At 68.2% G+C, this 15,582-nt stretch carries 12 protein-coding genes; 6 read left to right on the top strand and 6 right to left on the bottom strand.

Annotated features, from left to right (window positions below; translation table 11 throughout):
* The first annotated feature begins 11 nt into the window (after positions 1 to 11).
* A complete protein-coding gene (locus tag F6X38_RS14905) occupies positions 12 to 641 on the top strand; it encodes a glutathione S-transferase family protein (protein ID WP_150970934.1) in 630 nt (209 codons plus the stop codon).
* Positions 642 to 877: 236 nt separating this feature from the next.
* A complete protein-coding gene (locus tag F6X38_RS14900) occupies positions 878 to 2,335 on the top strand; it encodes a glutamate synthase subunit beta (RefSeq protein ID WP_150970932.1) in 1,458 nt (485 codons plus the stop codon).
* 6 nt (positions 2,336 to 2,341) lie between these two features.
* Here F6X38_RS14900 and F6X38_RS14895 read toward each other — a convergent pair whose 3' ends face one another.
* Positions 2,342 to 3,814: an SGNH/GDSL hydrolase family protein gene (locus F6X38_RS14895; RefSeq protein WP_150970931.1), complete on the bottom strand. Its 1,473-nt coding sequence runs from the start codon at positions 3,812 to 3,814 to the stop codon at positions 2,342 to 2,344.
* 3 nt (positions 3,815 to 3,817) lie between these two features.
* Positions 3,818 to 5,047, bottom strand: coding sequence for a lytic murein transglycosylase (locus F6X38_RS14890; RefSeq protein WP_150970929.1), 1,230 nt, complete (start codon positions 5,045 to 5,047; stop codon positions 3,818 to 3,820).
* 280 nt (positions 5,048 to 5,327) lie between these two features.
* Between F6X38_RS14890 and galU the strand changes: the two genes are divergently transcribed.
* Positions 5,328 to 6,209, top strand: a complete 882-nt coding sequence (gene galU / locus F6X38_RS14885; RefSeq protein ID WP_150970927.1) for a UTP--glucose-1-phosphate uridylyltransferase GalU — start codon at positions 5,328 to 5,330, stop codon at positions 6,207 to 6,209.
* A gap of 4 nt (positions 6,210 to 6,213) precedes the next feature.
* On the opposite strand, the gene F6X38_RS14880 is transcribed toward galU, so the two are convergent.
* Entirely contained in the window at positions 6,214 to 8,097 is a 1,884-nt protein-coding gene (locus F6X38_RS14880; RefSeq protein WP_161992768.1) for an outer membrane beta-barrel protein, read from the bottom strand.
* Positions 8,098 to 8,251: 154 nt separating this feature from the next.
* Between F6X38_RS14880 and F6X38_RS14875 the strand changes: the two genes are divergently transcribed.
* Together F6X38_RS14875 and F6X38_RS14870 are read left to right on the top strand one after the other, a co-directional pair.
* A complete protein-coding gene (locus F6X38_RS14875) occupies positions 8,252 to 8,557 on the top strand; it encodes a DUF1244 domain-containing protein (protein ID WP_150970923.1) in 306 nt (101 codons plus the stop codon).
* Positions 8,558 to 8,638: 81 nt separating this feature from the next.
* Complete coding sequence (locus tag F6X38_RS14870; protein WP_150970921.1) at positions 8,639 to 8,884, top strand: DUF2312 domain-containing protein; 246 nt, start codon at positions 8,639 to 8,641, stop codon at positions 8,882 to 8,884.
* 329 nt (positions 8,885 to 9,213) lie between these two features.
* On the opposite strand, the gene F6X38_RS14865 is transcribed toward F6X38_RS14870, so the two are convergent.
* The 3 genes from F6X38_RS14865 to F6X38_RS14855 form a co-directional block, all read right to left on the bottom strand.
* Positions 9,214 to 9,654, bottom strand: a complete 441-nt coding sequence (locus F6X38_RS14865) for a Ros/MucR family transcriptional regulator (protein WP_150970918.1) — start codon at positions 9,652 to 9,654, stop codon at positions 9,214 to 9,216.
* 424 nt (positions 9,655 to 10,078) lie between these two features.
* Complete coding sequence (locus F6X38_RS14860; RefSeq protein WP_150970916.1) at positions 10,079 to 11,920, bottom strand: peptidoglycan L,D-endopeptidase MepK; 1,842 nt, start codon at positions 11,918 to 11,920, stop codon at positions 10,079 to 10,081.
* Positions 11,921 to 12,149: 229 nt separating this feature from the next.
* A complete protein-coding gene (locus F6X38_RS14855) occupies positions 12,150 to 13,601 on the bottom strand; it encodes a sigma-54-dependent transcriptional regulator (RefSeq protein ID WP_150970914.1) in 1,452 nt (483 codons plus the stop codon).
* A 131-nt stretch (positions 13,602 to 13,732) separates the two neighbouring features.
* Between F6X38_RS14855 and F6X38_RS14850 the strand changes: the two genes are divergently transcribed.
* Positions 13,733 to 15,568 (top strand): M3 family oligoendopeptidase, encoded by a 1,836-nt coding sequence (locus F6X38_RS14850; protein ID WP_150970912.1) that lies wholly within the window; start codon positions 13,733 to 13,735, stop codon positions 15,566 to 15,568.
* The last annotated feature ends 14 nt before the right edge of the window (positions 15,569 to 15,582 follow it).

Below are 15,582 nucleotides of genomic sequence, written 5' to 3'. Positions count from 1 at the left end.
TGGAGGATGGGATGCCGAAGATCACGCTCTGGGGCTTCAGCGGCTCGACCTATGTCCGCACCGTTCGGATGCTGCTCGCCGAGAAAGGCGTGACGGATTACGAGCAGGTGCCCGTCGACGTCATGAAAGGCGAGCCGAAGAGCCCCGAGCATCTGGAGCGCCATCCGTTCGGCAAGGTGCCGGTGGTCGACATCGACGGCTTGCGCCTGATCGAGACGCCGGCGATCACCCGCTACCTCGATGCCGTCCTGCCCGGCAAGGCGCTCGTGCCGCGCGACCCGAAGGACGCGGCGCGCATGGACATGGTGACGAGCATCATCGATTCCTACGCCTACGGCCCGATCATCATGGGCGTCGTCGGCTACCACCTCTTCCCCGAGATGATCGGCGGCAAGAACGATGCGGCCCATGAGGAAGCCATGCGGACCTCGAAGCTGGCCTTCACGGAACTGTTCAAGATCAAAGGCGACTCGCCGTGGCTCGCCGGCGGCGAACCCAGCGTCGCGGATTTCTACCTCGCTCCCCACATGGCCTACATCGCGATGACGCCGCATCTCGACGAGTTCGCCGATCTGCCGGGCGTCCGGGATTGGTGGAACAGGGTTTCCGCGCTCGACAGCTTCAAATCCACCGCGCCCTGAACCGCCCCGCGAGCGGGCCCTTGCGGCGGGCAGCGAAATAGGGCAGTAACACTGTCGTATTTTCCGGAAGGCGGACGCGGAGACGCGCCCGCCTTTTTGACGCGGATCGAACGAGCCTCGGGCGTTCGAATGGCTTTGGAAATGTTGTAGTCGTTCCAAACGGCGACGGCGCCCGCGCGCCGGAGCATGTGTCGCGGCCGGGGGTTTGGTCGCGGCGGAAGGGAAGGGGAGCTGCCATGGGCAAGGTGACCGGCTTTCTCGAAATCGACCGGCAGACGCCGAAATACCAGCCGGCGTCGGACCGCATTCGCCATTTCCGCGAATTCGTGCTGCCGATGTCGGATGCCGAGGTCGGACGGCAGGCGGCGCGTTGCATGGATTGCGGCGTGCCCTACTGCCACGGCCCGACGGGCTGCCCGGTGCACAACCAGATCCCGGACTGGAACGACCTCGTCTACGCCGACGACTGGGAGGGCGCGATCCGCAACCTCCATTCCACCAACAACTTCCCGGAATTCACCGGCCGCATCTGTCCGGCCCCTTGCGAGGAGGCGTGCACGCTGAACCTCGAGGACATGCCGGTCGCGATCAAGACGATCGAGCAGGCGATCTCCGACAAGGCGCAGACGCTCGGCTTCCTCTATCGGCCGCAGCCGGCGAAGACCTCGTCGGGCCGCCGGGTCGCAGTGATCGGTTCCGGTCCCGCCGGCATGGCGGCGGCGCAGCAGCTCGGCCGCGCCGGCCATGACGTTCACGTCTTCGAGCGCGAGACCCGCGCCGGCGGCCTGCTGCGCTACGGCATCCCCGACTTCAAGATGGAGAAGCACCTGATCGACCGGCGCGTCGAACAGATGCAGGCCGAGGGCGTCACCTTCTTCTGCGGCGTCGAGATCGGCGTCGACCGGCAGTTGTCGGAACTGACGGCCGAGTACGACGCCGTCCTCTATTGCGGCGGCGCGGAGAAGCCGCGCGATGCCGGCATCCCGACCAACGACCTCGCCGGCATCTACGACGCGATGCCTTATCTCGTGCAGCAGAACCGCCGCGTGGGGTCGGAGAACTCGGCCTCGACGGCGTGGAAGTCGCCGGAGATCTGGGCCGGCGCGAAGCACGTCGTGGTGGTCGGCGGCGGCGACACCGCGTCCGACTGCGTCGGCACCGCCTTCCGGCAGGGCGCAGTGAAGGTCACGCAGCTCGACATCCGGCCGCAGCCGCCGAAGACCGAGAACAAGCTGGAAGTCTGGCCCTACTGGGCGACGAAGATGCGCACCTCCTCGTCGCAGGCCGAGGGCGCGATCCGCGAATTCCAGGTCGCGACCTTGGAATTCGTCGGCGAGGACGGCCAACTGACCGGCGTGAAGTGCTGCGAGGTGGACGAGCGGCGCAAGCCCGTACCCGGCACCGAATTCGTCATCAAGGCCGACCTCGCTTTCATCGCGATCGGCTTCGCCGGCCCGTTCGAGAACGGCTTCATGGCCGAGGCGGGCGAGAGCCTGTCGCTCAAGCAGGACAATCGCGGCAACGTTTCGGTCGTCGCCGGCGACCGCGACTACCGGACCTCGATCGACAAGCTCTATGCCGCCGGTGACGTCCGGCGCGGCCAGTCGCTCGTGGTCTGGGCGATCCGGGAAGGGCGGCAGGCGGCGAGGGCGATCGATCTCGACCTCATGGGCGTGACGACGCTGCCGCTGTAGGGCTCGTCAGCGGGGCGCGGCCGAGCCCGCCGGGTTCGGTTGCTCCGAGGCGGCGCGCTTCGCCGCGTCCGCCTTCTCCTGCGCGGTCCAATCCTCGATGATCGCCTCGTCGAGCGAAGGCGTCGGCTTCGGCGGCTGGAAACCGCCGGTGCCGGAGCGGACCGCTTCGAGGTTCACCGAACCGCGCGACACGACCGGCGCGTCGGGCCGCGATTGGATCGAGCCGCCCTTCGTGTTCCAGGCGAAATTGTCGGCGCGGCCGATCGAACCCGTCAGCGGCGTTCCCGCGTTCACCAGCCGCTCGCGCGGTGAGGGCTGCGTGCCCGCGACGGCCTGTGCCGGCCCGGCCAGCAAATCCTCGCCGCCGTCGAGCGACGGGCTGGCGAGGCCGACCGCCGGCACCGAGGTCGCGTTGGCGGGGTTCTGCGGAACGGCTTTCGGCGTCTCGGGCCGCGCCGCAACGGCGGTCCCGTCGAGGCTGCCGCCGAGGATCTTCTCCAAGGGCTTCTCGGCGAAGAAGGCGAGCTTGCGCGCCCCCTGCGGCGTCATGGTGATGCCGTCGGAATTGCGCAGGCGCGCCGGCTGGCCGGCGACGTCCGGGCCGCTCGACGCGAAGGCCCCGTTGGCGTCGACGAACCCGTCCCACACATCGACGAACTCGCCGCCGACCTTCGTCGCCGCCTGCCGGTAGAGTTCGTTGAAGAACGCGACGTCGTCGTTCATGTCGGAGGACTTGAAGGCCGGCAGCCCGACCCAGACCAGCGGCAGCTTCTTCTCGCGTACCGCCGCCGCCAGAGCGTCCATGCGCCGGACGTACTCCTCGGTCCATTCCTGCGAGCGAAGGTCTTCCGACGTGCCGTCGGTGCGGATCGCCTGCCGGTCGTTCGAGCCGAGCATCACGATGACGGCCGCCGGCTTCTCCTCCTCGACGATGCCGGCGATGCGCTGCGGCCAATCGAAATGGTCGTCGCGCACGAGGCCGGACGAGCCGTCGGTGCGGTCCACCACGCGCATGCCGGCATTCTGCGCCGTCGCCGCGCCGAGGCCCTTCGCCAGCGACAGCGCCATGAAATCGCCGACCACCAGCACGACCTTCGCATCCGCCGCCTTCTCGACCGGCGCAGGCGCCGAGGCGACGGTGCCGGCCGCGGCGGCGGCTCCGCCGGCTGCCGCCGGGCCGTTCTTCTTGGCCGAGGCGCGGGGTCGCGGCGGCGTCTGGCGCTGCTGGCGGCGCTGCACGGGCGGGTCGAGGTAATAGCGCGGCGGCGGATAGGTGCCGCTCGGGCCGTCGTCCATCGAGCGGCGCGGACGGCTGCCGAACAGCCGGCCGAACAGACCGCCGCCGAATTCCTGCGCCGAGGCCGAGTTGTCGGAAAGCGGGTTCGCGAGGTCGACCGCGAGGAATGCCGGAGCGAGGGCCGAAAGGAGGACGATGCGCGGAATGATCCGAACCGCGGCAGCCCGCCTTTCAACCGTCATCCGTCATCTCCTGCGCATGATGTCGAGCAGCGCCTTCGACGCGTTGCCGTCCGCGTCGACGCCGACGCTACGCTGATAGGCCATTATGGCGCTTTTCGAGGTCGAACCAATCTTGCCGTCGATCTTGCCGTCGTAAAGGCCTTGCGAGGTCAGGTGCTTCTGCACCTCGTAGCGCTCCGCCATGGTCAGCGGCTTGTAGCCGCGCGGCCAGTCCTGCACGAAGGGCGCGCCGCCGGCGATCATGTCGGCGAGATGGCCGACGGCGAGCGCATACTTGTCGGCGTTGTTGTAGGCCTTGATGACGTAGAAGTTCTTCGTCATCAGGAAGGCCGGGCCGTTCGTGCCGGCGGGCAGCACCAGCGTCGCGCGGTCGTTCGGCGCGGCGAAGCGTCCACCGGTGGCGCGCGCGAAGCCGCGCTTCGCCCAAACCGAGAGGCTCATGCTCTTGCCCCGGAGGCTCGCGGCATCGGCGGACGGCAGCACCACCTCGTAGCCCCAGGTTTTGCCGGTCTGCCAGCCGTTCTTGCGGAGGAGGTTCGCGGATGTCGCGAGCGCGTCCGGCACCGAGGTCCAGATGTCGGCATGGCCGTTGCCGTCCATGTCGGCCTGGTAGAGCCGATAGCTCGTCGGAATGAACTGCGTGTGACCCATCGCGCCGGCCCAGGAGCCGGTCAGCCCCTTCACCGACACGTCGCCTTCCTGCAGCATCTTCAGCGCGGCGATGAGCTGCGCTCTCGCGTACTTGCCGCGCTTCGGATCCATGTAGGCAAGCGTCGCCAGCGAGCGCGGCACGGAGCGCACCACGTCGGTGCGCTGCAGCACGCGGCCGTAGTCCGATTCCATCGACCAGATCGCCAGGAGGATGTCGCGGTCGACGCCGAAGCGCTTCTCGATCCGATCGAGCCAGGGCTTCAACTGCTGGCGCCGTGCGGCGCCCTCGTCGGCCGAGACCTCGTTGACGCGGTTGTCGAGGTAGTCCCAGATGGTGTCCTGGAATTCCGGCTGGAACTGCGCCTTCTGGATCACGTCCGGGTCCGGCTCGTCGATGCCGGCGAAGGCAGCACGATAGGTCGAGCGGCCGATGCCGGCATCCGCCGCCGTATCCTCGAAATTCGCGATCCAGCGCTTGAAGCCGGCATCCGCGGCGGAGGCGGACTGGCCGGCGCCGGCCAGCACGGTCGCGGCCAAGGTGGAAAGGAGAAGAAGGGAGCGGGAAAGCCTGAACGTCATCATGTTCGAACCCTGGCGTCTCGAAGCCGAGAAGTCTTTCGGCCCTCCGGCCGTTCCGCTTCGGATGCGGGCGGACACCGCGTCTTGTCCCTCAAGATAGAGGCGGCTCGTTAAGGCGAGCTTTACCACGGCTCCTCACGTTTCCGTCAATTTCGAGCCGTCCGTCGCGGGAGGTTCACCTCGGCCTGAATTATCCGTATGTCGCGCTTCCGCTGGCCCTCGACGCAAGCGCGGGCTAGGAACCGCGCATTCGCATCGATTCTCGGATGAACAGGAGAACCGCATGAAGAAGGTCCGCAAGGCCGTATTCCCCGTGGCCGGTCTCGGCACCCGCTTCCTTCCCGCCACGAAGGCCGTGCCGAAGGAGATGCTGACTGTCGTCGACAAGCCCGTGCTGCAATACGTCGTGGACGAGGCGATCGAAGCCGGGATCGAGCACCTGATCTTCGTCACCGGGCGCAACAAGGCGGTCATTGAGGACTATTTCGACATCCAGTTCGAGCTGAACGACACGCTCAACCGGCGGGGCAAGAAGGCCGAGCTCGCCCTTCTCGACGCGATCCAGCCGAAGGCCGGCACGACGAGCTTCACCCGCCAGCAGGAGCCGCTCGGCCTCGGCCACGCGGTCTGGTGCGCGCGCGAGCTCGTCGGCGACGAGCCCTTCGCCCTGCTTCTGCCGGACATGATCATGCAGTCCGACAAGGGCTGCCTTGCCTCGATGATGGAGCTCTACGCGACGTCCGGCGGCAACATCCTCTCCGTCGAGGAGTGCGATCCGGCCGAGGTGAACAAGTACGGCATCGTCGGGCGCGCGGCGGATGTCGGCAACGGCTTCCGCATCGACGGCATGGTCGAGAAGCCGCCGGTCGGGCAGGCGCCGTCCAACCTCTCCATCTCGGGCCGCTACATCCTGCAGCCGGAAATCTTCGAGATCCTGGCGACGCAGGAGAAAGGCGCCGGCAACGAGATCCAGCTTACCGACGGCATGCTGAAACTGGCGAACGCGCAAGATTTCTACGGCTACGTCTTCAAGGGCCGCACCTTCGACTGCGGCAACAAGGAAGGTTTCGTGCGCGCCAACGTCGCCTTCGCCCTGGCGCGCGAGGACGTGCGCGGCAAGGTCAAGGGCGACATCGCGGCGATGGTCTCCGCCGCCGGCAACTGACGTCTCAGTTCTGCAGCCGGATGCCGAGCTTCACGGCATCCACGCTGTAGTCGCCGTCCGAATGGAGGCGGTTCACGTCGTCGTGCGAGGCTCGCCCGATGAGGGCGAGCGAGCGGTTGAGCCAGTAGGTGAAGCCGGCGCTCGCGCCCCAGGTCCTTTCCTGGTCGGTGCGAAGCTCGCTGTCGCGGTAGCCGAAGGTCAGCGCCGTATCGAGGTCGAGCCGCGCCGTCGCGCGGTGGCGGAGGCCGAGGCCGGTCTGATAGAGCGTCGAAGTCGTCGGCGCGCTCGTATCCGGGTCGAAGGTGGTGGCGGCCGTCAGCTCCACGTCGGTGCCGCGCTGCGGCGACCAAGCGATCTTCGCGTCGACGGTCGGCGAGGCGGCGGTGCCCAGCCTGTCCGCCTTCGGCACGTTCCAGGCATAGCCGGCCGCGACTTCGCCGGTGAGCTTCTCGCCGAAGTCGACGGACACGCCGCCGCGCAGCGCGGCGATGGTGGAATCGCGGGTCGTCCCGGTCGCGTCGAACTCGTCGTCGAACACACGTCGTCCGAGGCTGGCTTCCGCGAAGGGGGCGATGGCCGGCGAGATGCGATAGCCGGCCCGCAGCGCGCCCGTATAGGTGTTGAAATTCTCGTCGAGCGTGGCGCCGATGCCGCCGTCCCGATCCTTCGTCTCCCGCACCGCCGCCACCGTGCCGCGCGCGAAGGCTTCGCCGAACTCGTGCTGCAGATCGGCGCTGGCGGAATAGTTGAGGAGGTCCGGCCGCTCGCCGCCGGCATCGGCGACCGGATCGAGATCCGACGCGTCCTCCTTCCGGTAGACGAAGCCGCCGCGCAGGTTCGAGGTGGTCAGGCGGTCGATGTCGAGGCGCACCCGCCCGTCGAGCGTGACGTCGGGGTTCGAGCGGTTCTCGCCGGCGAAGTCGCGCCGATAGTTCGCCAACATGTCGAGTTCGGCCGCATGGCGCGACCAGTCGGACGCGAGCCGGGTCGAGAGAGTCGTGTCGCTGAACGCTCCGTTCGTGCTGCGCGGCGACTGATCGAGATTGCTCGACCAGCCGGTGCTCTGGTCCAGCGCGGCGAAGAGGATGAAGGTGCCGAGCCGGATGCCGATCGGCGCGAAGGGGTCGTCCACCGCCGCCGGCAACGCGCCGCGGAACGGCGCGACGCGCCGGTTCTGCCGCAGGTCGTCCAGCGTCTCGGTGCGGGACGAGCGAACCGGCGCGGAGGGCAGGGACAGGCGCCCGCCCGCCAGCGTGTCCGAACCCGCGCCATCGGCCGGCTCGGCGCTGCCGGCCCGCGCGGCGCGGGACGGGTAGCCTACCGCCGTCGAGGCCGAGGTGCCCGAGCGATCAGGGCGATCGCGGCGCGCCTGCTTGGATGACCGCTTCGGCTCGGAAGCTTCGGTCCTCGCGGCCGCCGGGCGCCAGGCCTCGGCAGGTCCGGCGGGCCGGACCGCGGTATTCGACGGCTCTGTGTGCGCGCCGGGAGGCTCTTCGAACAGGTCGATGCGCGGTTTGCGCACCGGCCGGACGGGCAGTTCCTCGTCATCGGCGGACGCTGCGTCATCGCCGGCGTCCTCGCTCGGTGCGCTATCGCTCGAACTGCGGCTGAAGGGGGCTGCCGGCGTCTGGTCGCCGTCGCTGGCGAGCGGGGCCGTCAGCGGCTTTCGGAGGTTGGAGCGCAACTCGGTCGCCGGATCGGGATCCGTCCCGGCGCGTAGGTCGCCGATGCCCGCCGCCGTGCTCGGCGGCTTGTCCTCGGCGGTCGCAGTCGAGGCGAGCGCGATCCATGCGGCGCCCGCCGCGAGGGCGGCCAGCAGGGGGCGATCCCCGCATCTGCGCCGCTTCGGACAGGAAGGCGCGGACGGCGCCCCGCTCGGGTCGTGCAAGGAGTTGTCCAGGCAAGTTCGCAAATCTTGCCGAACCGTAAACGCGGATGGTTAACGGAAGCTTAGCGATCAGTGCGCCGCGCGGCATCGAAGCTTGCGTCGCCGGGCCGCACGGTCGATATGCAGGGCAGGAAACGACGGTCGGAACGCGCCGATGACGATAAGCAGCGAACGGGACAGGGTCGAACTGGAGGCAGCCGCCTTCCGCCGGCTGCGCGATCACCTGCGCGAGCGCGCCGACGTCCAGAACATCGACCTGATGAACCTCGCCGGCTTCTGCCGGAACTGCCTGGCGAACTGGTACCGCGAGGCGGCCGAAGCGCGAGGCGACGCCATGAGCAAGGACGCCGCGCGCGAAATCGTCTACGGCATGCCGTACGACGAATGGCGGCAGCTCCATCAGCGCGAGGCCTCGGCGGAGGCGTCCGCGGCCTTCGCGTCAACTTCGCACAAGTCTTGAGCCGCTATGCAGGCCGTGGCGCAGCCCGTGTCCGGGCGCGCGCCGAGCAGGAATTGGAAGTCATGATCGGAAAGGGTGCCGATGTCCGAGGTTGAAGCCGTTGCGGGCGATCAACTGAAATCCTTCGTCGAGCGAATCGAGCGGCTCGAGGAGGAGAAGAAGACGATCGCCGACGACATCAAGGACGTCTACGCCGAGGCGAAGGGTAATGGGTTCGATACCAAGGTCCTGCGCAAGGTGATCTCGCTTCGCAAGCAGGACCAGAACGAACGCGCCGAGCAGGACGCGGTGCTCGACCTCTACATGCAGGCCCTCGGCATGGCCTGACCGGCCGTCGCGCCGAACGATCGGCGCGATCCGATCGGAGGAGGCTGGCGACTGCCGTCCGTCGCCCGCTCCGATCTCGTACGAGCGGGCGAGTTCTCACGGACGCAGTGAGGTGGCCCGGCCATCTCCGCAGTTTTCGATCTAAGCCGAACCGGCAACAGGCGGGAGAGCTGAGGGTTCGTGGGTAGCGCCATGAGAAAGGCGCTCGCGGCAAACTTGCCGATGCTTCTGCGGAAATTGCCGCCGCAAGTTAGTTCTTTGCCGCTCAATGAAACGGCCCGGACCACCATTGCGGTGCCGGGCCGGAAACCACTCGCAGGTATCGGGGGTCAGGCGGCGGCGCGGCCGCCGCGCCGGCGCTTGTGGCCGAGGCCCATCTGCTTGGCGAGGCGCGAACGCGCGGCCGCATAGTTCGGGGCAACCATCGGGTAGTCGGCCGGCAGTTCCCACTTCTCGCGGTACTCCTCCGGCGACAGGTTGTAGTGCGTCATCAGGTGACGCTTCAGGGATTTGAACTTCTTTCCGTCCTCGAGGCAGACGATGTAGTCGTCGGTGACGGACTTCTTCACCGCGATGGCCGGCTTCGGCTTCTCGGCCGCCGGCACCTGCTGCGGGCTGGAATGGGTGCGGCCGAGCGCGCCGTAGACGTCCGAGATCAGCGCCGGAATTTCGGAAACCGCCAGCGAATTGTTGCTGACATAGGCGGCGACGACTTCCGCCGTCAGTTCCATCAGCATTTCGCTGCTGTCCGTTCTCTCGACCTGGTCCATCCGGGTGCTCGTTCTCGTTGGTTTTCTTTGCAGACCATCGGACGAAGCGAATCACGCGCCTTCCCGCTCCGGGAAAAGATGTCGTCTGTCGATTCGCTTGATTCCGCATTCGGCATTTCACTGCCGATAGCTCTATATTTATAACCCGTTGCTGTATGTCAAGATCGCGACCGCGTCCGCGAGAATAAACGCGAGAGCTACTCGCAGTTCCCCGCTCACGAATACATTCGATCGAGATCGGGCGGAAAGCTCAGTGGCGGATTGATCGCGCTATTGCAGCGAGTATAGAGCGATTGCCGTGGCGATGGACCGCTAAGCCGCATCGCCGATGCAACGAACCTCCCGCTCGAAAGCGGGAGGTCGGGCGAAAACGGACTTCGATATCTGCGAGAAGGGTGCTTCCCGGTCGGACGGCGCGTTGACCTCAGTCGACCTTCACCACCGGGGTAAAGTGCACGGCGGAGCCGGCGAAGCCGTTCGACGGCGCGGCGGGTTCCGTCGAGAAGCCGTCCGAGAGCACCGCGTTCGGGACGTTCCGCACCAAACGGCCACCGTCCGGATGGTTCGTCGCGGACACTTCCGGCCGGTGGTTGGGATCGCCGACGAGGTCCGCGAGGCGGATTCGCGAGCTGATCGCGGCCTGCGAGATCGGCTTGGCGGGCACGGCGGTATTCACGATCGCGCCGCGATTCTGCAGGCGGCCCGTCTTGCCCGCCGGGATCGCCAGCTTCGCCGCCGGAGCGCTCGCGAGCTTCGCCGACTTCGACTGTTCGAGGGAGGCGAGCAGCACGCGGCCGGCCTCGGGGCGCTGCGGATGGGCCGCCGGCGCATGCAGCGGCACCGCGGCCGGAACGGCGAGGGCGGCGACCGAAGCGCCGTCCGTGGACGGGGCGGGCGTCGCCGGCGGCATTTCGGCGTTGGCGGTTTCGACGATCGCCCGGACCTCGTCGATCGTCCCGGCCGACGGCGTTTCCTGCTTCAGGATGGCCGCGAAAGGCGGCCGGCTACGCGGCGTCGGGACGGAATAGGCGAGCTGGGCGGCCTCGCCGGCCGCGGTCTCCTCGGCCGCCGGGCTGGCGGACAGGGCGGCGAGCAGCGCGCTGTCGCCGGTCTGCGGCGCATTCGCCGGCACGGTCGGCACCGGCACCTTCATCGCCTCGGCGACGAGCGCGGTCTCGCGCACCGGCGCGGCGCTCGGCAACGGGATGCGGCTCGGCTCCAGCGCGGCGACCTCGACGCTCTTCGTCTCGGCGACCTCGGCGGGCGGCACCATCGTCTTCGGCGCGCTGGCGTCGAACGTGTCCTGGATCGGCATCGGCACGCCGCTCGGAAGCAGGGCGGCCTTCGCCTTCGGCGCGAGCGCCGCCACGGCCACTGGCTCCTCGACGGCGGGCTTCGCCGGCTTCGCGACCGCAGCCGGCTTCGCATCGCGGGCAGCCTGCGCCGGCGCGCTCGCCGCGCCGGAGGCTTCCGCCGTATCCTCTTCCTCGTCCGCGCCGCCGCCGCCGAACAGCATGGCCAGCAGGGTGCGGCCGCCGCCGGCGCTGCTGCCGGAGGACTTCGCGTCGGAGGCGTTCGCCACCTGGATCGACGAGGCGCCCTTGCGCGACTTGTAGGATGCGAGCGCCTGCTCGTAGCCCGGCAGCGGCTTGCCGTCCGACGGCACGTGCAGCGTGTTGCCGTTCGGGAAGACCGCCAGCAGCTCCTTGCGGCTCATCTTCGGCCAGTGCCGGACGTTGCCGACGTCGAAATGCACGAAGGGCGAGCCGGAGCGCGGATAGTAGCCGACGCCGCCGATCTGCATCTTCAGGCCGATGGCGCGCAGCTTGGCGAGCGAAACGTCGGGCAGGTAGAAGTCCATCGCCTTGCCGAGCATGTGCTGGCTTTCCTTGGCGACGCCGGAGGTGCGCGAGCGCAGCATGCCGTTGGTTTCCGGCGAGCGGTAGCCGCAGACGACGTTGATGTAGGCGCGCGAGCCGGACTGACGGTAGGCTTCCCAGATCAGGTCGAGCAGGCGCGGGTCCATGTTCACCGGCTTCTCCTTGCGCCAGTCGCGGAGGATCCAGTTGATCTTCTTCAGCCCGTCCGGAAGGAAGCGGCCGTCGCGCTTGTAGGCGATCTCTTCCTTCTCGTGCGTGTGGAGATGGTAGATCTTGAGAGTCCGGGTTTCGGCGGAGGCGAGGCTCGTTCCGGCGCAGACGGTCAGGACACAGATGGCGGCGTAGGAGGCAGCGCGCAGGGCGGCGCGGCCGACAGCGTCGGTCATTCCGGACATTCGCGGCTTGTCCCCTCGATCCCCCGTCGCGAGCAACTTCCCCAGAAGCCCGGAACGCGCATTGCCATTACGAATCTAGCGTTCTTTCCGCAAAGACTGCGGCACGAAGATGACGCTAGCCTCGTTTGCACGATATTTCAAAACAAAAGCCTTAAGCCAGCGTAAAGCCGAACAGCTTCCGGCAAGATTTCGGCAACCATGCGGGGCCGCACGATCCGACTCACTCCGCTTCGGCGGGCTGAAATCCGTATTCGCGCATCTTGCGGTAAAGGGTGGAGCGGCCGATGCCGAGCCGCCGCGCGACCTCGCTGAGATGCCCACCATAGCGAAGGACGGCGAGCCGGATGAGGTCGGCCTCGACGGCATCCGCGCGGCGGATCTGCCCGGCGGCGTCGAACGCCTCCAGTGCCGGCACCGCCGGTTCGCTCGCGGTCCGCACTTCAGTGGATTGGCAAATGGGTTCGGGAGCCGCGATCGGAGGGAGCGCCGATCTTTCCACAGGGGAGGGGCCGACCTGTGGAAAATCCTCGATGCCGAGTTTGTCGCCTTCCGCCATCACCACCGCCCGATGGACGGCGTTCTGCAACTGGCGGATGTTGCCCGGCCAGTCGAAGGCCTCGAGCGCGCGGAGCGCGTCGGATGCGATCGTCGAGACGCGACCGGGGCGCTCGGTGCGGCCGAGTTCGTCCAGGAAGCGGAGCGCAAGCGGCACGATCTCGTCGCGGCGTTCGCGAAGGGGAGGGATCCGGACCGACAGGACGTTCAGCCGATAGAGAAGGTCTTCCCGGAAGCGCCCCGCCGCCACCTCGGTCTCGAGCATCCGGTTCGTCGCCGACACGACGCGCACGTCGACGCGGGCGGGCGAGCCGCCGATGGGATCGATCTCGCCGTTCTGCAGGACGCGCAGGAGCTTCGCCTGGATGTCGAGCGGCAGTTCGCCGATCTCGTCGAGGAACAGCGTGCCGCCGTCGGCTGCCGCGAAGCGGCCGATGCGCCGTTCGGAGGCGTCCGTGAACGCGCCCTTCGCGTGCCCGAACAGGATGCTTTCGGCGAGGCTCGCCGGCAGCGCGCCGCAGTTGATCGTGACGAACGGTGCCGCGGCGCGCGGGCCGGCGAGGCGGACCGCCTCGGCCAGCCATTCCTTGCCGACCCCGGTCTCGCCCTCGATCAGCAGCGGCGCCGTCGAGGCGGCGGCGCGGCCGGCCCGCGACAGGATCGGCCGCATCGCGGCCCCGGCCTCGGCGAAGTCGATCGTCGCGAGTCGTTTCGCGGATGTGACGGCAGCGGCGGGCGAGCGGCGGGAGCGCACCGCGCGCTCGATGATCTGGCGCAGCCGCTCCGGCGCGGCCGGCTTCACGACGAAATCGAACGCGCCGGCCCGCATCGCGGCCACCGCGGTCTCGATGCCGCCGGTCGCGGTCTGGACGACGACCGGCACGTCGAGGCCGGCGCGGCGCATCTCCTCCATCACCTCCATGCCGCCGATGCCGGGCATGGCTAGGTCCAGCACCATCGCCGCGGGACGCCGGTCGGGCAGCGCGATGCGCAGGGCGTCGAGCGCCGCCTGTCCGTTGTCGCAGGTGATCGTGCGATAGCCCATGCGCGAGACGTGCGATTCCAGCAGGCGGCGCTGCACCGGGTCGTCGTCGACGAGGATCACCTGTTGCGTCATGGCGTGCTCCAGCCTCGCCGAAACGCGGGACCGACACAGTTTCGCACGAACCGAACTTCCATTCGCTTGACGGCGTGGGTGAACGATCCCCTAACGCCGCCGGCTCGACGACGAACCTTATCGGATCCGCGATGCCCCGCCTGACGCCCGTCCTGTCCACCGTCCGCAGCCGCGAGGGCGGCGTCGGCTCGGCCACGCTCCCCGAATGGGACCTCGCCGATCTCTACGCCTCGATGGACGCGCCCGAGATCGAGCGGGACATCGCCGAAGGCGACGCGATGGCATCCGGCTTCCAGGCGCGCTGGCGCGGACAGCTCGCAGGGGAAGCAGGGAAACCGGACGGCGGCGCGCTCGCCGAAGCTCTCAGCGGCTACGAGACGCTGGAGGAGATCCTCGGCCGGCTCATCTCCTATGCGGGGCTGGTCTATTCAGGCGACACCGCCGATGCGGCGAAGGCGAAGTTCTACGGCGACATCCAAGCGCGGATCACCGAAATCTCGTCGAAGCTCCTGTTCTTCCCGCTCGAACTGAACCGCATCCCGGACGAGACGATCGACCGCGCGATGGCGGCGAACCCGGCGCTGGCGCACTACCGGCCGTGGATCGTTGACCTTCGCCGCGACAAGCCGTTCCAGCTCGAGGACCGGGTCGAGGAGCTTTTCCACGAAAAGGCGATCACCGGCCGCAACGCCTGGAACCGGCTGTTCGACGAGACGATGACGGCGCTGCGCTTCGAGGTCGAGGGCGAGGACCTGGCGCTGGAGGAGACGCTGAACCTCCTGCAGGACGAGAACCGCGAGCGTCGGCGCGCGGCGGGGCAGGCCCTCGCCGGCGTCTTCTCGGAGAATCTCCGCACGTTCACGCTGATCACCAACACGCTCGCCAAGGACAAGGAGATCGCCGACCGCTGGCGCGGCTTCGAGGACGTCGCCGACTCGCGCCATCTGGCCAACCGCGTCGAGCGTCCCGTGGTGGACGCGCTGGCCGACGCCGTCACGGCGAGCTACCCGGCCATCTCGCACCGCTACTACGCGCTGAAGGCGAAGTGGCTCGGGCTGGAACGGCTGGAATTCTGGGATCGCAACGCCCCCCTGCCGGAAGCGGTGCGCCGCGAGATTGCCTGGGGCGACGCGAAGGACACGGTGTTGTCCGCCTATTCGAGCTTCTCGACCGAGATGGCGGAGATCGCCGGCCGCTTCTTCGAGCGGCGCTGGATCGACGCCGCCGTGCGGCCGGGCAAGGCGCCGGGCGCCTTCGCCCACCCGACCGTGCCGTCAGCCCATCCCTACGTGCTCCTCAACTACATGGGGAAGCCGCGCGACGTGATGACCCTCGCGCACGAACTCGGCCACGGCGTGCATCAGGTGCTCGCCGGCCCGCAGGGAGCGCTGATGGCGCCGACGCCGCTGACGCTTGCGGAAACCGCATCCGTCTTCGGCGAGATGCTGACCTTCCGCTCCCTCCTCGACTCGACCACCGACCGCCGCGAGCGGCGCGCCCTGCTCGCGTCCAAGGTCGAGGACATGATCAACACGGTGGTGCGCCAGATCGCTTTCTACCAGTTCGAGCGCGACCTACATGAGGAGCGCAAGGCGGGTGAGCTGACCTCGGAGCGGATCGGACAGATCTGGATGCAGGTGCAAGGAGCGAGCCTCGGGCCGGCCATGCGGCTCGGTTCCGGCTACGAGACCTTCTGGACCTACGTGCCGCACTTCATCCACTCGCCCTTCTACGTCTACGCCTATGCTTTCGGCGATTGCCTGGTGAACTCGCTCTATGCGGTCTATCAAGGCTCTGCGGCGGGTTTCCAAGAGAAGTATTTCGCGATGCTGCGGGCCGGCGGCACGAAGCATCATTCCGAGCTGCTGGCGCCGTTCGGCCTCGATGCGTCGGACCCGACCTTCTGGTCGAAGGGCCTAGCTGTCGTGTCCGGCTTCATCGACGAACTGGAAGCCGACGAAGGTTGAGGCCGCCGCACCGC

Source organism: Plantimonas leprariae (genome assembly GCF_008802405.1).
GTDB lineage: Bacteria > Pseudomonadota > Alphaproteobacteria > Rhizobiales > Rhizobiaceae > Plantimonas > Plantimonas leprariae.
This window is presented reverse-complemented; position numbering and strand designations above follow the sequence as displayed.

Bases quoted from the DNA above. Each gene is read 5' to 3' on its own strand.
- F6X38_RS14905 (WP_150970934.1), top strand. From the start codon at position 12: ATGCCGAAGATCACGCTCTGGGGCTTCAGCGGCTCGACCTATGTCCGC.
- F6X38_RS14900 (WP_150970932.1), top strand. From the start codon at position 878: ATGGGCAAGGTGACCGGCTTTCTCGAAATCGACCGGCAGACGCCGAAA.
- F6X38_RS14895 (WP_150970931.1), bottom strand. From the start codon at position 3,814: ATGACGGTTGAAAGGCGGGCTGCCGCGGTTCGGATCATTCCGCGCATC.
- F6X38_RS14890 (WP_150970929.1), bottom strand. From the start codon at position 5,047: ATGATGACGTTCAGGCTTTCCCGCTCCCTTCTTCTCCTTTCCACCTTG.
- galU (WP_150970927.1), top strand. From the start codon at position 5,328: ATGAAGAAGGTCCGCAAGGCCGTATTCCCCGTGGCCGGTCTCGGCACC.
- F6X38_RS14875 (WP_150970923.1), top strand. From the start codon at position 8,252: ATGACGATAAGCAGCGAACGGGACAGGGTCGAACTGGAGGCAGCCGCC.
- F6X38_RS14870 (WP_150970921.1), top strand. From the start codon at position 8,639: ATGTCCGAGGTTGAAGCCGTTGCGGGCGATCAACTGAAATCCTTCGTC.
- F6X38_RS14865 (WP_150970918.1), bottom strand. From the start codon at position 9,654: ATGGACCAGGTCGAGAGAACGGACAGCAGCGAAATGCTGATGGAACTG.
- F6X38_RS14860 (WP_150970916.1), bottom strand. From the start codon at position 11,920: ATGACCGACGCTGTCGGCCGCGCCGCCCTGCGCGCTGCCTCCTACGCC.
- F6X38_RS14855 (WP_150970914.1), bottom strand. From the start codon at position 13,601: ATGACGCAACAGGTGATCCTCGTCGACGACGACCCGGTGCAGCGCCGC.
- F6X38_RS14850 (WP_150970912.1), top strand. From the start codon at position 13,733: ATGCCCCGCCTGACGCCCGTCCTGTCCACCGTCCGCAGCCGCGAGGGC.